The sequence below is a fragment of the Pseudomonas mediterranea CFBP 5447 genome (assembly GCF_000774145.1).
Taxonomy (GTDB): Bacteria; Pseudomonadota; Gammaproteobacteria; order Pseudomonadales; family Pseudomonadaceae; genus Aquipseudomonas; species Aquipseudomonas mediterranea.
Window position 1 is genome coordinate 584,816 of record NZ_KN322985.1, and the last position, 20,961, is coordinate 605,776.

21 protein-coding genes are annotated in these 20,961 nt (G+C 61.3%); 18 read left to right on the top strand and 3 right to left on the bottom strand.

Annotated features, from left to right (window positions below; genetic code table 11):
• Positions 1–15 precede the first annotated feature (15 nt).
• The 5 genes from arcA (at position 16) to N005_RS29465 (ending at position 4,277) form a co-directional block, all read left to right on the top strand.
• Positions 16–1,272 carry an arginine deiminase gene (gene arcA / locus N005_RS14915; protein ID WP_047701886.1) on the top strand — a complete coding sequence of 419 codons (1,257 nt, stop codon included), beginning with the start codon at positions 16–18 and terminating at the stop codon, positions 1,270–1,272.
• Positions 1,273–1,284: 12 nt separating this feature from the next.
• The gene (locus N005_RS14920) at positions 1,285–2,295 is read left to right on the top strand and encodes an ornithine carbamoyltransferase (RefSeq protein ID WP_047701887.1); all 1,011 of its coding nucleotides are present in this window, start codon (positions 1,285–1,287) and stop codon (positions 2,293–2,295) included.
• A gap of 132 nt (positions 2,296–2,427) precedes the next feature.
• Positions 2,428–3,357, top strand: coding sequence for a carbamate kinase (arcC, locus tag N005_RS14925; RefSeq protein WP_047701888.1), 930 nt, complete (start codon positions 2,428–2,430; stop codon positions 3,355–3,357).
• 64 nt (positions 3,358–3,421) lie between these two features.
• Positions 3,422–3,781: a DUF5064 family protein gene (locus N005_RS14930; RefSeq protein WP_047701889.1), complete on the top strand. Its 360-nt coding sequence runs from the start codon at positions 3,422–3,424 to the stop codon at positions 3,779–3,781.
• 319 nt (positions 3,782–4,100) lie between these two features.
• Positions 4,101–4,277 (top strand): hypothetical protein, encoded by a 177-nt coding sequence (locus N005_RS29465; RefSeq protein WP_162843618.1) that lies wholly within the window; start codon positions 4,101–4,103, stop codon positions 4,275–4,277.
• 7 nt (positions 4,278–4,284) lie between these two features.
• Here N005_RS29465 and N005_RS14940 read toward each other — a convergent pair whose 3' ends face one another.
• Entirely contained in the window at positions 4,285–5,178 is an 894-nt protein-coding gene (locus N005_RS14940; protein ID WP_047701891.1) for a helix-turn-helix domain-containing protein, read from the bottom strand.
• A gap of 173 nt (positions 5,179–5,351) precedes the next feature.
• Between N005_RS14940 and pobA the strand changes: the two genes are divergently transcribed.
• Entirely contained in the window at positions 5,352–6,542 is a 1,191-nt protein-coding gene (gene pobA / locus N005_RS14945; protein WP_047701892.1) for a 4-hydroxybenzoate 3-monooxygenase, read from the top strand.
• 70 nt (positions 6,543–6,612) lie between these two features.
• Complete coding sequence (locus tag N005_RS14950; protein ID WP_047701893.1) at positions 6,613–8,130, top strand: MDR family MFS transporter; 1,518 nt, start codon at positions 6,613–6,615, stop codon at positions 8,128–8,130.
• Between the two features lie 223 nt (positions 8,131–8,353).
• Here N005_RS14950 and N005_RS14955 read toward each other — a convergent pair whose 3' ends face one another.
• Positions 8,354–9,703, bottom strand: coding sequence for a spinster family MFS transporter (locus N005_RS14955; RefSeq protein WP_047701894.1), 1,350 nt, complete (start codon positions 9,701–9,703; stop codon positions 8,354–8,356).
• A 282-nt stretch (positions 9,704–9,985) separates the two neighbouring features.
• Here N005_RS14955 and N005_RS14960 point away from each other — a divergent pair, with 282 nt between their 5' ends.
• On the top strand, positions 9,986–12,163 hold the full coding sequence (locus N005_RS14960) for a hypothetical protein (protein ID WP_047701895.1): 2,178 nt from the start codon (positions 9,986–9,988) through the stop codon (positions 12,161–12,163).
• 295 nt (positions 12,164–12,458) lie between these two features.
• On the opposite strand, the gene N005_RS14965 is transcribed toward N005_RS14960, so the two are convergent.
• Positions 12,459–12,764: a DUF2288 domain-containing protein gene (locus N005_RS14965; protein WP_047701896.1), complete on the bottom strand. Its 306-nt coding sequence runs from the start codon at positions 12,762–12,764 to the stop codon at positions 12,459–12,461.
• Here N005_RS14965 and N005_RS29325 point away from each other — a divergent pair.
• The 10 genes from N005_RS29325 (at position 12,763) to N005_RS15010 (ending at position 20,898) form a co-directional block, all read left to right on the top strand.
• A complete protein-coding gene (locus N005_RS29325; RefSeq protein WP_154673553.1) occupies positions 12,763–13,041 on the top strand; it encodes a hypothetical protein in 279 nt (92 codons plus the stop codon). The two genes, N005_RS14965 and N005_RS29325, sit on opposite strands and share 2 nt — an antisense overlap.
• Before the next feature lie 60 nt (positions 13,042–13,101).
• The gene (locus N005_RS14970) at positions 13,102–14,229 is read left to right on the top strand and encodes a branched-chain amino acid ABC transporter substrate-binding protein (RefSeq protein ID WP_047701897.1); all 1,128 of its coding nucleotides are present in this window, start codon (positions 13,102–13,104) and stop codon (positions 14,227–14,229) included.
• A 273-nt stretch (positions 14,230–14,502) separates the two neighbouring features.
• The gene (gene livH / locus N005_RS14975; RefSeq protein ID WP_024776368.1) at positions 14,503–15,426 is read left to right on the top strand and encodes a high-affinity branched-chain amino acid ABC transporter permease LivH; all 924 of its coding nucleotides are present in this window, start codon (positions 14,503–14,505) and stop codon (positions 15,424–15,426) included.
• Positions 15,423–16,676, top strand: a complete 1,254-nt coding sequence (locus tag N005_RS14980; protein ID WP_047701898.1) for a high-affinity branched-chain amino acid ABC transporter permease LivM — start codon at positions 15,423–15,425, stop codon at positions 16,674–16,676. The genes livH and N005_RS14980 overlap by 4 nt, the downstream gene beginning before the upstream one ends.
• Positions 16,673–17,440: a high-affinity branched-chain amino acid ABC transporter ATP-binding protein LivG gene (gene livG / locus N005_RS14985; protein WP_047701899.1), complete on the top strand. Its 768-nt coding sequence runs from the start codon at positions 16,673–16,675 to the stop codon at positions 17,438–17,440. The genes N005_RS14980 and livG overlap by 4 nt, the downstream gene beginning before the upstream one ends.
• On the top strand, positions 17,441–18,142 hold the full coding sequence (locus N005_RS14990; protein ID WP_047701900.1) for an ABC transporter ATP-binding protein: 702 nt from the start codon (positions 17,441–17,443) through the stop codon (positions 18,140–18,142). It begins immediately after the preceding gene.
• 297 nt (positions 18,143–18,439) lie between these two features.
• On the top strand, positions 18,440–18,745 hold the full coding sequence (locus N005_RS14995; RefSeq protein ID WP_047701901.1) for a BufA1 family periplasmic bufferin-type metallophore: 306 nt from the start codon (positions 18,440–18,442) through the stop codon (positions 18,743–18,745).
• A 25-nt stretch (positions 18,746–18,770) separates the two neighbouring features.
• Positions 18,771–19,658, top strand: coding sequence for an MNIO family bufferin maturase (gene bufB, locus N005_RS15000; protein WP_047701902.1), 888 nt, complete (start codon positions 18,771–18,773; stop codon positions 19,656–19,658).
• Positions 19,655–20,416: an HvfC/BufC N-terminal domain-containing protein gene (locus tag N005_RS15005; protein ID WP_047701903.1), complete on the top strand. Its 762-nt coding sequence runs from the start codon at positions 19,655–19,657 to the stop codon at positions 20,414–20,416. The genes bufB and N005_RS15005 overlap by 4 nt, the downstream gene beginning before the upstream one ends.
• Positions 20,413–20,898 (top strand): DoxX family protein, encoded by a 486-nt coding sequence (locus N005_RS15010; RefSeq protein ID WP_047701904.1) that lies wholly within the window; start codon positions 20,413–20,415, stop codon positions 20,896–20,898. Before N005_RS15005 ends, N005_RS15010 begins: the two co-directional genes overlap by 4 nt.
• Positions 20,899–20,961: the final 63 nt, after the last annotated feature.

Genomic DNA, 20,961 nt, shown 5'->3' on the forward strand with positions numbered 1-20,961 from the left:
ACGGGAGGATGTGTAATGACCACGGGAAAAATGCACTACGGCGTTCATTCCGAAGCCGGTAGATTGCGTAAAGTCATGGTGTGTTCCCCAGGCCTGGCCCATCAGCGGCTGACCCCGAACAATTGCGATGAACTGTTGTTCGATGACGTGCTGTGGGTCAACCAGGCCAAGCGCGACCATTTCGACTTTGTCACCAAGATGCGCGAGCGGGGCATCGACGTGCTGGAAATGCATAACCTGCTGACCGACATCGTCGCCATCCCCGAAGCCCTGGACTGGATCCTGCAACGCAAGGTCACCGCCAACTCGGTGGGCCTGGGCCTGGTGAATGAGGTCGGTTCGTGGCTGCGCAGCCTGGAACCCCGCCGTATCGCCGAATACCTGATCGGTGGCGTCTCGGCCGATGACCTGCCCGACAGCTTCGGCGGCAAGACCATCCAGATGTTTCGCGACTTCCTCGGGCACTCCAGCTTCATCCTGCCGCCGCTGCCCAACACCCAGTTCACCCGCGACACTACCTGCTGGATCTACGGCGGCGTCACCCTGAACCCGATGTATTGGCCGGCGCGTCGCCAGGAAACCCTGCTGACCACCGCCTTGTATAAATTCCACCCGGAGTTCACCCAGGCCGACTTCCAGATCTGGTACGGCAATCCGGACCTGGACCATGGCAATGCCACCCTCGAAGGCGGTGACGTGATGCCCATCGGCAATGGTGTCGTGCTGATCGGCATGGGCGAACGCTCGTCCCGCCAGGCCATCGGCCAACTGGCGCTGAATCTGTTCAGGCACCAGGCCGTGGAGCGGGTCATCGTCGCCGGCCTGCCGAAGTCCCGGGCCGCCATGCACCTGGACACCGTGTTCAGTTTCTGCGACCGCGACCTGGTGACCGTATTCCCGGAGGTGGTGAGCCAGATCGTCGCCTTCTCCCTGCGCCCTGACGAGAGCAAACCCGGCGGTATCGACGTGCGCCGCGAAGAAGGCAGCTTCATCGACACCGTTGCCGCCGCCCTAAGGCTCCCGGCGCTGCGCGTGGTGGAAACCGGCGGCAACAGCTTCGCGGCCGAGCGCGAACAATGGGACGACGGCAACAATGTGGTGGCCCTGGAGCCGGGCGTGGTGATTGGCTACGACCGCAACACCTACACCAACACCCTGCTGCGCAAGGCCGGGGTGGAAGTCATCACCATCAGCGCCAGTGAGCTGGGCCGGGGCCGCGGCGGCGGCCATTGCATGACCTGCCCGATCATCCGCGACCCGATCGACTACTGAAGGAGATGCACCATGGCGTTCAACACCCATAACCGGAACCTGCTCAGCCTCGAACATCACACGCCCCGTGAATTGCGCTATCTGCTGGACCTGTCCCGCGACCTCAAGCGGGCCAAGTACACCGGCACCGAACAGCAGCACCTCAAGGGCAACAACATCGCGCTGATCTTCGAGAAAACCTCGACCCGTACCCGTTGTGCCTTCGAAGTGGCGGCCTACGACCAGGGCGCCAATGTCACCTACATCGACCCCAACTCGTCGCAGATCGGCCACAAGGAAAGCATGAAGGACACCGCCCGCGTGCTCGGGCGCATGTACGACGCCATCGAATACCGGGGCTTCAAGCAGGAAATCGTCGAGGAGCTGGCGAAGTTCGCCGGCGTGCCGGTGTTCAACGGCCTGACCGATGAATACCACCCGACGCAAATGATTGCCGACGTGCTGACCATGCGCGAGCACGCCGACAAACCGATCCATGAGATCAGCTACGCGTACGTGGGCGATGCGCGGAACAACATGGGCAACTCGTTGCTGCTGATCGGCGCAAAACTGGGCATGGATGTGCGCATCTGTGCGCCCAAGGCCCTCTGGCCCCACGACGACCTGGTGCAGCGCTGCCATCAATACGCCGAAGAAAGTGGCGCACGGATCACCCTCAGCGAGGATCCGAAAGCGGCGGTCAAGGGCGTGGACTTCATTCACACCGACGTCTGGGTCTCCATGGGCGAGCCGGTCGAAGCCTGGGCCGAGCGTATCGAGCAACTGTTGCCCTACCAGGTCAATGCCGACCTGATGAAGGCCACCGGCAACCCGCGTACTCGCTTCATGCACTGCCTGCCGGCGTTCCATAACAGCGACACCAAGATCGGCAAACAGATCGCCGAGCAGTATCCACACCTGGCCAACGGCATCGAAGTCACAGACGACGTGTTCGAGTCACCGGCGTGCATCGCCTTCGAACAGGCGGAAAACCGCATGCACACCATCAAGGCGATCCTGGTGTCGACGCTGGCGGACCTGTAACGCCGACTCTTTGTGGGAGCGAGCCTGCTCGCGATAGCGGGCGATCAGCCAGCTCATTCATGGGCTGACACACCGCATTCGCGAGCAGGCTCGCTCCCACAGGACCCGTGTTTCAATTTCAAGGAGAGCATTATGCGCATCGTCGTTGCCCTGGGTGGTAACGCCCTCCTGCGGCGGGGTGAACCCATGACCGCCGACAACCAACGCAGCAACATCCGCACCGCGACCGAACAGATCGCCAGGATCCATGCCGGTAACCAACTGGTGATCGCCCACGGCAACGGTCCGCAAGTTGGCCTGCTGTCGTTGCAAGCGGCGGCCTACACCTCGGTGACCCCGTATCCGCTGGACGTGCTGGGCGCCGAGACCGAAGGCATGATCGGCTACATCATCGAGCAGGAACTGGGCAATCTGCTGGACGTCGACGTGCCCTTCGCCACGCTGCTGACCCAAGTGGAGGTGGACGCCAACGACCCGGCCTTCCAGCACCCCAGCAAACCCATCGGCCCGGTCTACAACCAACAGGAGGCACAGGAACTGGCCGCCGAAAAAGGCTGGGCCATTGCCCCGGACGGCGACAGGTTTCGCCGGGTAGTCGCCAGCCCCAGGCCCAAGCGCATCTTTGAAATCCGGCCGATCAAGTGGCTGCTGGAAAAGGGCAGCATCGTGATCTGTGCCGGCGGTGGCGGTATCCCGATGATGTATGACGCTGATGGCAAGCTGCAAGGCGTTGAAGCGGTCATCGACAAGGACCTGTGCTCGGCGCTGCTGGCTGAACAATTGGAAAGCGATCTGCTGGTGATCGCCACCGACGTCAACGCGGTCTTCATCGATTTCGGCAAGCCAAGCTGCAAAGCCATCGCCCAGGCCCACCCCGACGATCTGGAAAAACTCGATTTCGCCGCCGGCTCCATGGGCCCGAAGGTGCAGGCCGCCTGCGAATTTGCGCGCAATACCGGCAAGGTCGCGGTGATCGGGTCGCTCTCGGACATCGATGCTATCGTCCACGGCACCGCCGGCACCCGTGTCAGCACGACGACAACAGGCATCGCTTATCGATAAACGGAAACTCCCGGGGCAGATCCGGGGTCTGCCCTACTTCCATGCCTTTCCAGGAGAGCCGCTCATGGCCATGTTCCAACCCGGTCACCTGCACATAGAGCGCCATGCGCTGAACAAGGATGATTTCAGCTACAACCTCTGCATCGATTACGAAGTGGCCCAGGATCCCAAGGAAGGCACCGGCATGTCGTTCCGGTTACACGGCACGGTCGAGGACAAAACCGTCGACGAGCGCTTTTTCCTGCCCAAGGACCTGGCCTTCGACTTTGCCCGGCACGCCACAAACATCGCGCAAAAATATGGCATGCCGAAGAGCGCCAGCATCGGCTCGATGCACACGTATTACGACGACATGTTCGAGGACGTGCGCAAGCAACTGGATGTGAAACCGGGCGATCCGGTGAAGCCCGAGCATCTGGCGTAAATCGTCCCGGCAGACAACATGTTCCCCTTGTGGGAGCGAGCCTGCTCGCGATAGCGGCCTGTCAGTCGACATTGAAACTGGCTGACACAGGGCTATCGCGAGCAGACCCGTTNTGTGGGAGCGAGCCTGCTCGCGATAGCGGCCTGTCAGTCGACAGGGATGTGACAGCTCTACCGCCATCGCGAGCAGGCTCGCTCCCACAGGGGGTATCAGTGTCCTGAATGCCGGGGTAATTGCACCTTCCACCCCACTGGCAACTCCCCCCGGCTGACCTATGCTGAAAGCAGTACCCCAGGGTATTCGTTCAGAGGTCATCGCCATGAACATCAGAACAAAAAGACGCCTCGCCATTTTCGTCACCTGCGCCGCTACGCTCGCGCTGTATGGCACGGCGGCCTACCGGGTCGAGCAGGCCAGGCAACTGCCCCGTGAATACGCCAGTTGCAACTTCGAACGCTGCATTCCCCACAACGCGACCCTGAACGCCCTGCGCTGAAGCGCGCTCAGTCGTCCGGCTGATCAGCCTTGAGCCGGTCCCGGAAGGCCTTGGGCGAAATGCCGACGCGGCGGCGGAACAGCCGGGTGAAGTTGGTCGGGTCGGAGAACCCGAGCACCTCGGAAATCTCGTAGATGGTCATGCCGGTGTAGGTCAGCATCCGCTTGGCCTCGAGCAATTGGCGCTCATGCATGATCTGCAGCGCCGGCTGTCCCGCCAGCTCGCGGCAGGTGCCGTTGAGGTGCGACACGGAAATGCCCAGGCGATGAGCCAGGTCTTCGACCTTGACGTGCTCGCGATAGGTTTCCTCCACCAGTTGAATGAACCCGTTGAGGTATTCCCGGGCCCGCTGCGGGCGCTGGGTCTGGGTCCGTCGCTGCATGACCTGGCGGCTGACCCAGACCATGATCACGTTGACCAGCGCATGCATGAGCATTTCCCGGGCCGGTTGATGGCCCATGTACTCGCTCTGCAAGGCGCTGAACAGGCTGTTGAGGTAGCCGGCGTTTTCACCGGCCGGGTAGCTTTCGGCCTGGGCCAGGATGTTCACCGAATGGCCCAACTGCCCTTGCAAGTGGGTCACCAGCGGCGCCGCCAGAGTCACCACGTAGCCTTCCACGTCTTCGGAAAAGCGAAAACCGTGGACCGACAGCGGCGGCAGGATCTGTACCGCCGGCTCGTCGAGCTGGGTGCGCTGGCCCTCGATTTCCAGCTCCGCCCGGCCCTTGAAGACGAACAGCAACTGGCAGAGGTCCGCATGCCGGTGGGGTTTGATTTCCCACTGATGCTCGCGACTGCGTTTGGAAATGGTTTCACAGTGCAGCAAATCCGGCGTCGGCCAATCCTGGCTTTCGCCGTAGAGCTTGAACACCGGGATCGAAGGCAGCTCAGTTTTTTTCATAACGAGGATCGGCCTCGGGTAACGGGCGATAATCGCACCGATTGGCAGAAAGTACAGGTATCGGCTCAGTTTTCCCCTTCAATTGACAGGCCCGCAAGGAAAAAATGCAAGGACTCGGTTCATAACCATCCACACCGGCCCTGGTCGCGTGCTTCGTGCGAGTCATAACAACAATGAAAACCCTCAAGACCCAAGTCGCCATTATCGGCGCCGGCCCCTCTGGACTGCTACTCGGCCAGTTGCTGCACAATGCCGGAATTGACACCTTGATCCTCGAACGCCAGACCCCGGATTATGTCCTGAGTCGCATCCGCGCCGGTGTGCTGGAGCAAGGCATGGCCGAACTGCTGCGCCGGGCTGGCGTCGGCCAACGCATGGATGCCGAAGGGCTGGAGCATGACGGCTTCGAACTGGTCCTCAATGGACGGCGGGTGCACATCGACCTCAAAGGGTTGACCGGCGGTAAGAACGTGATGGTCTACGGTCAGACCGAAGTGACCCGCGACCTGATGGCCGCCCGCGAAAAGGCCGGTGCCCGCACGCTTTACCAGGTCGACAAGGCCCAGCCCCACGACATGCAGACCGACCGGCCTTTCGTGACGTTCGAGCACCAGGGTGAAACCTGGCGCCTGGATTGCGACTACATCGCCGGGTGCGATGGCTTCCACGGCGTGGCGCGGCAATCCATTCCGGCGGAAAAGCTGAAAGTCTTCGAGCGGGTCTACCCCTTCGGCTGGCTTGGCATCCTGGCCGACACCCCGCCGGTCAATGAGGAACTGGTCTACGCTCGCCACGAGCGCGGATTTGCCTTGTGCAGCATGCGCTCCAAGACCCGTACCCGTTACTACTTGCAAGTGCCCGCCGAGGAACAGGTCGCCGACTGGCCGGACGAGCGTTTCTGGAGCGAACTCAAGACCCGCCTGCCCGCCGACCTGGCCGACGCTCTGGTGACCGGTCCATCCATCGAGAAGAGCATCGCGCCGCTGCGCAGCTTCGTGGTCGAACCGATGCAGTACGGGCGCATGTTCCTGGTGGGCGATGCCGCCCACATCGTCCCGCCCACCGGCGCCAAGGGCCTGAACCTGGCCGCCAGCGACGTCAGCACGCTGTTCGACATCCTGCTCAAGGTCTACCGCGAAGGACGGGTGGACTTGCTGCAACAGTATTCGGCCATCTGCCTGCGGCGGGTCTGGAAAGCCGAGCGCTTCTCCTGGTGGATGACCTCGATGCTGCACCGCTTCGACGACGACGCGTTCAACCAGCGCATCAGCGAAGCCGAGCTGGAATATTTCGTCGACTCCGAAGCCGGGCGAAAGACCATTGCGGAAAATTACGTCGGACTTCCTTACGAGGCTATCGAATAGCCGGCTACCGACTTACACTGCGGGCTCCGTCTCCACTCGCCTCCCTGGCGTGATGCCCGCAGGTTCTACCGTGACTCAGCTCAATTCGCTCAATGTCCAGCCGCCCGCCATCCGCAGCGTACTGGTGGCCCTGATGCTGGCGATTTTCCTCGGCGCGCTGGACCAGACCATTGTCGCCGTCTCGATGCCGGCCATCTCCACCCAGTTCAAGGACGTCAGCCTGCTGGCCTGGGTGATTTCCGGCTACATGGTTGCCACGACCGTGGCGGTACCGATCTACGGCAAGCTGGGCGATCTCTACGGTCGCCGACCATTGATGCTGTTCGGCATGGGCCTGTTCACCCTGGCCTCGCTGTTCTGCGGCCTGGCGCAAAGCATGGAACAGCTGGTGCTGGCGCGGATCCTCCAGGGCATCGGCGCCGGCGGGATGATTTCCGTGAGCCAGGCGATCATCGGCGACATCGTGCCGCCCCGCGAGCGTGGCCGCTATCAGGGTTACTTCAGCAGCATGTACGCGGTGGCCAGCGTGGCCGGGCCGGTGCTGGGCGGCTACATGACCGAATACCTGTCGTGGCGCTGGGTGTTCTGGATCAACCTGCCGCTGGGCCTGGGCGCCTGGCTGGTGGCCCGCCGCACCCTGGTCGGGCTGTCGGTGCCGCAACGCACGCCGATCATCGACTACTTGGGCACCGTGTTGCTGATCGTCGGCCTGAGCGCCTTGCTGCTGGGCATTACCCAGGTCGGCCAGGGGCAGGCCTGGCACAGCCGTGGCGTACTGGGACTGTTGGGGTGCGCCGTGGTGACGCTGGGCATATTCGTCTGGCACGAACGCCGCGCTCGGGAGCCCTTGCTACCGATGCACCTGTTCGTCAACCGCAGCGCGGTGTTGTGTTGGTGCACGGTGTTTTTCACCAGCTTCCAGGCGATTTCCCTGACGGTACTGGTGCCATTGCGCTTTCAGAGCGTGACCGGTGCCGGCGCCGACAGCGCGGCCTTGCACCTGCTGCCGCTGGCGATGGGTTTGCCCATCGGCGCGTATTTCGCCGGACGTCGCACCTCGATCACGGGCCGCTACAAACCGATGATCCTCAGCGGCGCCCTGCTCTTCCCCTTCGCCATCCTCGGCATGGCCTGCACGGCACCCGACGCGTTCTGGCTCAGCAGCCTGTTCATGCTGCTGGGCGGCATCGCCTCCGGCATGCAGTTCCCCACCTCGCTGGTGGGTTCGCAGAACTCGGTGCAACAACGGGATATCGGCGTCGCCACCAGCACCACCAACCTGTTCCGCTCCCTCGGCGGCGCGGTGGGCGTGGCGCTGATGTCGGCACTGCTGCTGGCCTTGCTGCAGGACTCGGGTTTCGCCCAGCTCGCCGGTTCGTCGCTGATCGGCGAAGGCCATTCCGGCAATGCCCTGCTGGACGGCTTGAACGCCGCTCCGGGCGAAGCACGGAACGCCCTGCGCCTGGAATTGCAGACGACGTTCCGCCATCTGCTGCTGATCAGCGCGGCGGTGTCACTGCTGGGGCTGGCGGCGGCAGTGGCGATGCCGAATAGACTGTTGCGTGGGCGGGAGGAACAAGTCCGGTAGCTCTATCGAAACAAGACAGCACAAGACCTTGGGTGAATACAGAACCTGTGGCGAGGGAGCTTGCTCCCGCTGGGTTGCGCAGCGACCCCCAACCTCTTCAGGCATTTTCTCTATTGCGAATCCGCTGGAAGGTATTGGGGCCCCTTCGCCCGAACGCGGACCGGCCCAGCGGGAGCAAGCTCCCTCGCCACAAAAAAAGCCTTCTTTGCCAGAGACAGAGCAATCAAGCCGTCGCCACCACACCCCCCGGCTCCACCTGTCCACTCATCCCCTCCTTCATCCGCCTGGCATCGCGGGCGAAACAGCGCGAGGCCAGGAACAGGAACACCATGGTCAGGAACAGCGCCACCGGGATCAGGTACATCGCGTCGTGCAGACCGATGGCCTTGAACGCCTCGGTCATCTGCGGGGCACCGGCCGCGGCCATGGCCGTGCGGGCGAAGTAGTCCGAGAGGCCGCCGACCACCACCGGCCCCAAGCCGCCGCCGAGCAGGTACAGCCCGGCGAAGAACAACGCCATTGCCGTCGCCCGCAGACGCGGCTCCACGACATCCTGGATCGCCGTGTACACGCAGGTATAGAAGGTATAGGCGAACAGCCAACCGATGCTGAACACCGCAACGAACACGCCGATCTCAATCCGTCCGGCATGCAACGCCCAAGCCGTGGTCAGCGTGGAAATGACCAGGCTGAACGCAGCGAACAGCAAACGGCCATTGGCGACGCGTTGATGAATCTTGTCGGCGATCCAGCCGCCCAGGGTCAGCCCGAACAACCCGGTCACGCCCACCATGACCCCGGTGGCCACGGCGGCTTCGTGCAGGGGCATCAGGAAGTAACGCTGCAGCATCGGTACCAGGAACGAGTTGCAGGCATAAGTGGCGAAGTTGAAGCACAGTCCCGCCAGCACCAGCCACAGGAAAGTGGGAATCGCCAGCACCCGCCGGATCGGCCGGTCGATTTTTTCCTCGGACACCGGCACGGTTTCCGCCGCACCGCGCTTGGGTTCCTTGATAAAGAACATGAAGACCGCCAGCACCAGCCCCGGCACCGCGGCAATGAAGAACGGCGCGCGCCAGCTGTCGAAGGCCTTGACCATCGCCCCGATGGTAAAGAACGCCAGCAGCAATCCGATCGGCAGGCCCAGCATGAAGATGCCCATGGCCCGCGCTCGACGATGAGCCGGGAACAGATCGCCAATCAGCGAGTTGGCAGCCGGCGCATAACTGGCCTCGCCAATGCCGATGCCCATGCGCACCAGCAGGAATGCCCAGAAGCTGCCCACCAGGCCGTTGACCGCCGTCAGCCCGCTCCAGGCCGCCAACCCCCAGCCCATCAACTTGCTGCGCGAGCCGATATCGGCCATGCGCCCCAGCGGCAGGCCGGCAATGGCATACACGATGGTGAAAGCAGTGCCGATGATGCCGATCTGGAAGTCGCTGAGGCTCCATTCCATGCGGATCGGCTCGATGATGATCGCCGGGATGGTGCGGTCGAAGAAATTGAACAGGTTGGCCAGAAACAACAGGAACAGAATGCGCCAGGCATTCGCCGCTTGGGTCGAGTTCTGCATGATTCCGTCTCTTTTATTGTTATGGGCGAGCATCCGAGCCCGGAATCTGCAATCTAGACAGCAGCGCGGGGGCTGTCTCCAATCATTCGCAGCGCTGATACCCGACCATGGGGCACGGCCGGTTTATTGATGCCGATCAACAAACCGTAACAATTGCCATCATTTTGCCGGTTCCCGACTAAAGATCATGTCCCGATGGCCGATCCATCATGAAGCTTCTTTCATCCGCGATGGTTCGATGACAGCGGTCGTCCAACCCACCAGTTCAGGCCACGGCGCACAATGACCTCAAAAAAAACAGCCACTGCGGTATCCGATCTGACCCTGGGCCCGGCCGCCAACGGCCCTGAGACCCCGAAGTCATCGAGCAGCTCGCGTCCCCTGGCGACGCAGCAGTATCTGTATTTCACCGAGACCAACACCGACCGCATCCTCGATAACCTCGATGGCCTGCGCGACACCGTATTCCCACGCCCTCCCCATCTGGTGGACGACGAGAGCGAACGCGACCAGCAGGAATTTCCGTCGGTGTGCCTGATCGGCCTGGGGCGCTGCGGCTCCAACATCGCCCTGGACGTGGCGGAACTGGTCTACAACGCCCGCAAGTTCTACCTCAACGAATTCAACAACGAAGACAAGGCCTACAGCGACAAGGGCTACCGTCCTGCGCAATGGATCCGCAACAACCTGCGACTGGGCACCGGCAAGGCGACCAAGCCGGTGTTCCTGGTGGAGCCGCTGGTGATGCTCGGCGACCTGGACAAGGACATCGCCGGGCGTATCCGCTTCTCGCGCAAGGGCGAAAAGACCGGTTTCCTGCGCGACTACAGCAAGATGAAGATCATGGACCTGTCGGAAGTCCATGCCGGCGGTGCCGGTAACGCGCCGATCCTGGGCCAGTACCTGGCCAAGATCATCCTGAACAAGGACACCCAGCGCTTCTCCAGCCCCGACTGGAAGATGATCCACTCGTACCTGATCGACAGTTGCGGCATCAAGGCCAACCAGTCGCGCCTGTACTTCTCGATCTTCAGCGCCGGCGGCGGTACCGGTTCGGGCATGGCCTCGGAGTTCGGCCTGGCCCAGCAGCACTCGTACATGAACAAGACGTTCGACACCAAGCCGATGGACGAGCACGACGGCAAGAGCGGCCACTCTTTCGTCTTCGAGCCGATCTTTACCAGCGGCATCTGCGTACTGCCGAACATTTCCGATCACCGCAGCGAAATGTCCGAAGCCCTGCACATCAACGCCGGACGCCTGCTGTGCAAGTACCTGTCGGAAGAATGGGATTTCTCGTACAACTTCGCCAATGAAGACAGCAGCGAAGCCAGCGTCATGGGCCGTATCCGCCCTTGGAACGCAATGATGCTGATCTCCAACGACATCATGCGCTACGCCGAAGAGAACGATGACGGCAACATCCAGAACATCGATGTCAACGCCATGGAGAAGCACGCCAACCAGTACATCTCCCAGCAGATCTTCAACATCCTGACGGCCCAGGCGGTCACCACCGACTACGACCAGAACTATTTCCGTCGCGCCGGCATCGACATCGGCGAAACCATCCGCCTGGACGCCAACGACCTGTTCATGAGCCTGGCCGGTCCCGTGGCGATTGCCTACGCAGAATCCGTCGTCCCGGAAACCCCGGCGCCGAGCAACGACAAGTTCAAGGTGTTCGACAAAGAACCGCCACGCCTGAACATCGACGACCTGTTCTTCCGCTCCATCGACCTGCCGCACTTCAACAAAGTGACCCAGGCCATCGAAGGCATCAGCCTGTTGCCGATCGAATCCAAGCGCTACCGGGCTTCGCTGGAACAGTACAAGAACTCCGGCTACGACGCCGCCGCCCTGCACGACCTGCATTTCTTCAAGAACTGCTCGTCGGTGGTGTCCATCGTGTCGCTGCCCAAGGACTACAAGCTGTCCTACATGGACCTGAACCGGCTCAAGACCCACCTCAACAGCCTGTTCCCCAACACCACCCTCAAGCGTTATGCCCTGGTGATCGGCGCCTCGGCCAACCTGTCGCTGACCACCCTGATCGCCAAGAGCCCGTGCCTGTCGGATGACTTCCTGACCCTGATCGTGGCCTTCATCAAACGCTGCTTCGCTCGCAACCCGTATCGCTTCGACGACACCCTGGATAACTCGATCCTGGACTTCATCATCAATGAAGACTTCGACGAGGAACGGATCGACGACCTGCTCAACGAATTCGAGAACCCGGCGAAGATCCTCGACACCAACTGGTACGCGATCAAGCCGATGTACGAGAAGAAATACCGCGAGCTGATCAACGACAAGGACAAGTTCGTCTCGATCAACGACATCCGCCTGTCCCGTGATTGCGTGAAGAAAGCCATCAAGTACCTGCGCGAGATCTACCGTCATCGCATTGGCAAGACCAAGGTTATTTCGCTTAATAACCATACGGGCCGGACTTACTGAGGTCGGCCTGGGACCGCGGCGTCCCTATCGCGAGCAGGCTCGCTCCCACATTGAATCGCGATCTTCCTGAAAGATATCGGTTCTCTGTGGGAGCGAGCCTGCTCGCGATAGCGGTCTGCAGGGCACGAGGAATAACATCCAGAAACAATTAGGCAGCCCGAAGGCTGCCCCATGAACTGTTCCCGTTACGTATACGTCACCCTGCCCTGTGGTGTTTCACCACGGCAGGGTGCCATCACGCTACTCAGCTACACACTTTTATTCGATCAGGGCGCGCACCAGTTTAGTGCATCGATCAATTCGACGCCCTTTCCTGGATCATTATCCACGGCGAAACCACCACGGCCCACAGCACTGGATCACGTTCGAGAAAATCCAGCGCCCGCGTTTCAGACAGCTTGGCGAGCTGCCCGGCGGCCAGCCAGGCGGCGACTTTGTCGCCTTCGTCCTGGGCGACAGCCTCGGCGGCGGCGATCAAATCCAGTGCCGGCTCGACCCATAACAGGGCACCCTTGGCAAAGAACGGCTCCAGCTCCTTCCAGGTAATGACTGCAGTTTCTCCAAGCAGTTTGGCATAGAGGGTGCTAGGTTCTTGATTCATGGGACTGTCCGGAAAAGAAATCGGCGCGAATGATAACGTCGGTGGTCTGGCAGAAAAACCCGGTAGCAATTGGAGTACGATTGAAAAGCACAGCAAAGCCAGGGACTGCCGATTTGACCGGACATTACCTGCCGCTATTCTGTCTTTTTCTTTCAATAAAGCGACACCCCCTGATTTTGCCCCCAAGCGCCAGCTTCCCTTGCCAACAACCGGCGCTCTACACTGTACCGGTACAGTTGCCGGGGGCATTTTCCGAGGGGATATCGAAGATATCTGACCCGGTTCTGCCGCTTCGGCGCCAGGACTATAAAAATTACAACAGCATGAGTGGAGCACTATGACTAAGGCTACTAAGCAGATTTCCAAACTGTTTGCCGCTATGGTTCTGGCCGGGGTTGCCAGCCATTCGTTCGCCGCCGACACCATCAAGATCGGCATCGCCGGTCCGAAGACCGGTCCGGTGACCCAGTACGGTGACATGCAATTCGTCGGCGCCAACCAAGCCATCAAGGACATCAACGCCAAGGGCGGCGTCGACGGCAAAATGCTCGAAGCCAAGGAATACGATGACGCCTGCGACCCTAAACAGGCCGTAGCCGTGGCGAACAAAGTGGTCAACGATGGCGTCAAGTTCGTCGTCGGCCACCTGTGCTCCAGCTCCACCCAACCGGCTTCGGACATCTACGAAGACGAAGGCGTGATCATGATCACCCCAGCGGCCACCAGCCCGGAAATCACCGCCCGTGGCTACAAGCTGGTCTTCCGCACCATCGGCCTGGACAGCGCCCAGGGCCCTGCCGCCGGCAACTACATCGCCGACCACGTCAAGCCGAAAGTCGTTGCGGTCCTGCACGACAAACAGCAATACGGTGAAGGCATCGCCACCGCCGTCAAGCAGACCCTGGAGAAGAAAGGCGTGAAAGTCGCCGTCTTCGAAGGCCTGAACGCCGGTGACAAGGATTTCTCCTCGATCATCCAGAAGCTCAAGCAGAACAACGTCGATTTCGTCTACTACGGCGGCTACCACCCCGAGCTGGGCCTGATCCTGCGTCAATCCAAGGAGAAAGGCCTGAACGCCAAGTTCATGGGGCCTGAAGGCGTCGGCAACGACTCCATCTCGCAAATTGCCCAGGACGCTTCCGAAGGCCTGCTGGTGACCCTGCCGAAATCCTTCGACGCCGATCCTGCGAACCAGGCAATCGTTGCGGCCATCAAGGCCGACGGCAAGGATCCAAGCGGTCCGTTCGTGTTCCCGGCCTACTCTGCCGTCGAGCTGATCGCCGAAGGTATCAAGGCCGCCAAGAGCGACGACACCACCAAGGTCGCTGAAGCCCTCCACGCAGGTAGCTTCAAGACCCCGACCGGCGAGCTGTCGTTCGACAAGAAAGGCGACCTGAAGGACTTCAAGTTCGTGGTCTACCAGTGGCACTTCGGCAAACCGAAAACCGAAGTTTCCCCTCAGTAAGCCCGGCCTGGTGTCCTGTTTCACAGATACGTTCTTCTTTTGTGATGCAGGACCTCACGGTCAACGAGCCCACTGTGCAAGCAGTGGGCTTTGTTTTACGAGGTTTATGGGCCAGGCACCCGCGATCCGGGCGCTGGTTCACCTGAAAATCTTAAAACCGTCACCAGCGGTTCGCTGGCAAACGCTTTGTGCAAATGTGACAACAGAACACAGCACAGGGCCGGAACATGACTCCACCAGTGAAATGCGTATCGGGTTTTTAGGAGCGCTGTAATGCCTGAGATCTATCACTTTTTCCAACAGCTGGTTAATGGCCTGACCATTGGCAGCACCTATGCCTTGATAGCCATTGGCTACACAATGGTTTACGGCATCATTGGAATGATTAACTTCGCCCATGGCGAGGTCTACATGATTGGTTCCTACGTGGCGTTCATTGCCCTTGCCGGGCTGGCCATGCTGGGTATCCACTCACTGCCGCTGTTGATGACCGCCGCGTTCGTCGCGTCGATCGTCGTGACCAGTGCCTATGGCTACAGTATCGAACGTGTTGCCTACCAGCCCTTGCGTGGCAGCAACCGTCTGATCCCGCTGATTTCCGCCATCGGCATGTCGCTGTTCCTGCAAAACACCGTATTGCTGTCCCAGGACTCCAAGGACAAGTCCATTCCCAACCTGATTCCGGGGAGTTTCTCCTTTGGTCCGGGCGGTGCTGAAGAAGTCCTGATTTCCTACATGCAGATCCTGGTCTTCGTCGTGACCCTGATCGCCATGCTCGGCCTGACCCTGTTCATCTCCCGTTCCCGCCTGGGCCGCGCCTGTCGCGCCTGTGCCGAGGACATCAAGATGGCCAACCTGCTGGGCATCAACACCAACAACATCATCGCCCTGACCTTCGTCATCGGTGCCGCGCTGGCGGCCGTCGCTGCCGTGCTGTTGAGCATGCAGTATGGCGTGATCAACCCGAACGCCGGTTTCCTGGTGGGCCTGAAGGCCTTTACCGCGGCGGTACTGGGTGGCATCGGCAGTATTCCGGGCGCGATGCTCGGTGGTCTGGTGCTGGGGGTGGCCGAAGCATTCGGCGCCGATATCTTCGGTGACCAGTACAAGGACGTGGTGGCGTTCGGTCTCCTGGTCCTGGTTCTGTTGTTCCGGCCGACCGGCATCCTGGGCCGTCCGGAGGTTGAGAAAGTATGAACAAATATCTTAAACAGGCGCTGTTCAGCGCCCTGCTGGTCTGGGCCGTGGCCTTCCCGGTGCTCGGCCTCAAGCTGAGCATCGTCGGCGTCAACCTTGAAGTGCACGGTACCGGCCCGCTGACCCTGAGCGTCATTGCCTTGTGCTCGGTGCTGATGTTCCTGCGGGTGCTGTTCAGCCAGCAGGTCAGCGCCGTGCTGCGTGCCAACCGTGGCCCGCTGGTTTCGCCCAAGGTCAGCCAGTTCCTGACCCTGCCACGTACCCAGCGCCGGATCATCATCGGCCTGATCGTGGTTGCGCTGGTGTGGCCGTTCTTCGGCTCCCGCGGCGCGGTGGATATCGCCACCCTGATCCTGATCTACGTGCTGCTGGGCCTGGGCCTGAACATCGTGGTCGGCCTGGCCGGTCTGCTTGACCTGGGTTACGTGGGGTTCTATGCCGTGGGCGCCTACAGCTACGCGCTGCTGTCCCATTACTTCGGCCTGAGCTTCTGGATCTGCCTGCCGATCGCCGGGATGATGGCGGCCACGTTCGGCTTCCTGCTGGGCTTCCCGGTGTTGCGCCTGCGGGGCGACTACCTGGCCATCGTGACCCTGGGCTTCGGTGAGATCATCCGCTTGTTCCTGCGTAACCTCACCGACCTCACCGGCGGCCCCAACGGCATCAGCAACATTCCCAAGCCGACGTTCTTCGGCTTGAGCTTCGACCGCAATGCGGCTGAGGGCATGCAGACGTTCCACGAGTTCTTCGGGCTGACCTACAACCCGGTGAGCAAAGTGGTGTTCCTTTACCTGGTCGCGCTGTTGCTCGCCCTGGCGGCGTTGTTCGTCATCAACCGCTTGCTGCGCATGCCCATCGGCCGTGCGTGGGAAGCGCTGCGCGAGGACGAAATCGCCTGCCGTGCCCTGGGCCTCAACCCGACCGTGATCAAACTGTCGGCCTTCACCCTGGGTGCCGCGTTCGCCGGTTTCGCCGGCAGCTTCTTCGCCGCCCGCCAAGGCCTGGTGACGCCGGAATCCTTCACCTTCATCGAGTCGGCAATCATCCTCGCCATCGTGGTGCTGGGTGGGATGGGCTCGCAGCTGGGTGTGATCCTGGCGGCCATCGTGATGATCCTGCTGCCCGAAATGATGCGTGAATTCAGCGAATACCGCATGTTGATGTTCGGCGCCTTGATGGTGCTGATGATGATCTGGCGTCCTCAAGGTCTGCTGCCTATGCAACGCCCCCACATGGAGCTGCGCAAATGAGCCGCGAGATCCTCAAGGTTGAAAACCTAAGCATGCGCTTCGGCGGCCTGCTGGCGGTCAATGGCGTGGCCCTGACCGTGAAAGAGAAACAAGTGGTTGCCTTGATCGGGCCGAACGGCGCCGGCAAGACCACGGTGTTCAACTGCCTGACCGGCTTCTACCAGCCGACCGGCGGAAGCATCCTGCTGGACGGCGAGCCGATCCAGGGCCTGCCGGGTCACAAGATCGCCCTCAAGGGCGTGGTGCGCACCTTCCAGAACGTGCGGTTGTTCAAGGACATGACGGCCATCGAGAACCTCTTGATCGCCCAGCATCGCCACCTGAACACCAACTTCTTCGCCGGCCTGTTCAAGACCCCGTCGTTCCGCAAGAGCGAACGCGAAGCGATGGAGTACGCTGAGTACTGGCTGGAAAAGGTCAACCTCACGGAGTTCGCCAACCGTACTGCCGGCACCCTGGCCTATGGTCAGCAACGGCGCCTGGAAATCGCCCGTTGCATGATGACCCGTCCGCGGATCCTCATGCTCGACGAGCCGGCCGCCGGCCTGAACCCGAAGGAAACCGAAGACCTGAAAGCCCTGATCGGCGTGCTGCGTGAAGAGCACAACGTCACGGTGCTGCTGATCGAACACGATATGAAACTGGTCATGAGCATTTCCGACCACATCGTGGTGATCAACCAGGGCACCCCCCTGGCCAACGGCACGCCGGAACAGATCCGGGACAATCCTGAAGTGATCAAAGCCTACCTGGGGGAAGCGTAAATGCTGCAGTTCGAAAACGTTTCCACCTTCTACGGCAAGATCCAGGCCCTGCACAGCGTCAACGTGGACGTGCGCCAGGGCGAAATCGTGACGCTGATCGGCGCCAACGGGGCCGGCAAGTCCACCCTGCTGATGACCCTCTGCGGTTCGCCCCAGGCCCACAGCGGCAGCATCCGCTACATGGGTGAGGAATTGGTGGGCCAGGACTCGTCGCGGATCATGCGCAAGAGCATCGCGGTAGTGCCGGAAGGTCGTCGGGTGTTTGCCCGGCTGACCGTGGAAGAGAACCTCGCCATGGGCGGATTCTTCACTGACAAGGGCGATTATCAGGAACAGATGGACAAGGTCCTGCACCTTTTCCCACGCCTGAAAGAACGCTTCAACCAGCGCGGCGGCACCATGTCCGGTGGTGAACAGCAAATGCTCGCCATTGGTCGTGCGCTGATGAGCAAGCCCAAGCTGCTGCTGCTCGACGAGCCTTCCCTGGGCCTGGCACCGATCATCATCCAGCAGATCTTCGACATCATCGAACAGCTGCGCAAGGATGGCGTCACGGTGTTCCTGGTGGAGCAGAACGCCAACCAGGCCCTGAAAATCGCCGACCGGGCGTATGTGTTGGAAAACGGTCGCGTGGTGATGCAGGGCACCGGTGAAGCGCTGCTGACCGATCCGAAGGTGCGCGAGGCGTACCTGGGTGGTTAAGGAGTCGAGGTAAACAAAAAACGGCCTTCGGGCCGTTTTTTTTGCATCAATTTCAAGCGAATACCATTGTGGCGAGGGAGCTTGCTCCCGCTGGGCTGCATAGCAGCCCCGTTTCTTGCGGTCGCTGCGCAACCGAGCGGGAGCAAGCTCCCTCGCCACAGAAGCTCTTTCACCACAAATTTCGCGGTGAACAAAAATATTTCAGAACTCGCTGTAACACTCCTTCACGTCCCTTCTCTAGTTCAGCAGACCGGCGCTGAAGCCGGTTCATTTCCCAAGAAGAACTGGAGAAACATCATGTCCGCTACCACCCGTACCCTGTCCGCCTCCGCCCTGGTCCTGGCCCTCGGTTCCGCGTTGAGCATCGCCGCCGTATCGACCGTCCACGCCGCTGACGACAACATGGAAAAATGCTTCGGCGTGGCCATGAAAGGGCAAAACAACTGCGCCGCCGGCGCCGGTACCACCTGTGCCGGCACCGCCAAGATGGACTATCAGGGCAACGCCTGGAAGCTCGTTCCGAAGGGCACTTGCACAACCACCATGAGCAAGACCTCGCCCACCGGTTTCGGTCAGCTCGAAGCCTACAAAGCCAAGTCCTGATCCAGCGCCTGCCTGAGTGTCGACCATGACCACGTCTTACGCATTCGCTTTAATCGGCACTCAGGCAGCCAGCGCCGAGCTCCCGCCCCGTGCCGGGCTGGGGCTCAAGACCGGGCACTTCCAGCAGGTGCTCGGTTCGAGGCCGGACATCGGCTTCTTTGAAGTCCACGCCGAAAACTACATGGTGGACGGTGGTCCGTTCCACCATTTCCTGGGATTGATCCGCGAGCGGTATCCGCTGTCACTGCACGGCGTCGGCCTGTCCATCGGTACCGAGGGCAAGCTGGATGCGACGCACCTGCAGCGCCTCGTCGAACTGATCGAGCGCTATCAGCCCCAAGCCTTTTCCGAACACCTGGCCTGGTCGAGCCATGGCCCGGTGTTCCTCAACGACCTGCTGCCCCTGGCCTACGACGCACCGACCCTGGACCGCGTCTGCGCCCATATCGGACAAGTGCAGGACACCCTCAAGCGTCCGATGCTGCTGGAAAACCCGGCCACCTACCTGGCGTTCCAGCGCTCGACCCTCGACGAGGCGGACTTCATCAGTGAAGTCATTCGCCGTACCGGCTGCGGGCTGTTGCTGGATGTGAACAACCTCTACGTGTCCTGCATCAATCATCAACGCGATCCACTGGCCTACCTCGATGCCCTGCCGCTGCAGGCGGTGGGCGAGATTCATCTGGCCGGGTTTGCCGAAGACTCCGACAGCCTGGGCGACCGTTTGCTGATCGACGATCATGGCGCGCCCATCGACCTGGCGGTCTGGGCGTTGTACCGACAGGCGCTGGAGCGGGTCGGCCCGGTGGCCACCCTGATCGAGCGGGACAACCAGGTGCCGGCTTTCAGCGTCCTGTTGGCCGAAGCTCATCAGGCCGACACGCTGTTGCTGTCCGCAGGGAAGTCGGCATGAGCAGTCAAGCCGCGTTCACCGCGGCCCTGCTCGACATCCGGCAGCCGTGCCCGGAAGGTTTGTGTTGTGCCAACGGTGCGGACCCGGCAAGCCGTTTCGCCGTGTATCGCAACAACGTCCAAGGCTCCCTGATCAATGCATTGGCGGACGCCTATCCGGTAGTCCGGCAGTTGGTGGGGGATGAGTTTTTCCGCGCCATGGCCGCCGTTCATGTGCAAGCCTCAGCGCCCCACAGCCCGTTGATGAGTGCCTATGGCGCGGATCTGGCTGACTTTATCGAAGGCTTCGAACCGACGGCCTCCCTGCCCTACCTGGCCGATGTCGCCCGGCTGGAAAGGTTGCGCACCGTCGCCTACCACGCCGCCGACGCACGCCCTCTGGACCATGAGCAGATCGCCGCAGCACTCGCCGATCCACAATCCCTGGACGGCCTGTGCGTAACCCTTCATCCGTCCGTACGCCTGCTCGATTCAGCGTTCGCGGTCGTCGCGATCTGGGCCGCTCATCAAACGAACATGACGCTCGCCGAGATCGACCCGAACCAAGGGCAGTGTGCACTGGTCCTGCGTAACGGACTCGAAGTTGAAGTGTTTGCCCTCGACCCTGGTGCCTTCAGTTTTATCCGCAATCTGCACAACGGCCAGCCGCTCGGGCAGGCCCTGGCCTGTACCCCCAGCTTCGATATTGCACAAACCCTGGCACTGCTGATCAGTCACGGCGCCATTACCCGCCTGCATCACGACAAGGTATCGCCATGAACAGCCCCATCACCCGCGTCATCGCCCTGCTGGAGAAAATCCCCCACAGCCTGATCGCGTTCATTGCGCGGTTTTCCATCGCAGCGGTGTTCTGGAAATCCGGGCAGACCAAGGTCGAAGGCCTGGCCATCGACTTGATCGATGGCACCTTCCAGATCGGCTGGCCGCACCTGGCCGACTCAACCATCCCGTTATTCAAAAGCGAATACGCCATCCCGCTGCTGTCGCCGGACATCGCCGCACACCTCGCCGCATTCGCCGAGCACTTCTTTCCGGTCCTGATTCTGCTGGGGTTGGCCACGCGGTTTTCGGCGCTGGCGCTGCTGGGCATGACCCTGACCATTCAGCTGTTCGTCTATCCCGACGCCTACCCGACCCACGGCACCTGGGCGGCGGTGTTGCTTTACCTGATGGCCCGCGGCCCCGGCGTGCTGTCCATCGACCACCGGATTGCCATGTGGGAGCGAGCCCGCTCGCGATAACAGTGTCAGCTTTACACAATGGTTGACTGACCCACCGCTATCGCGAGCAGGCTCGCTCCCACA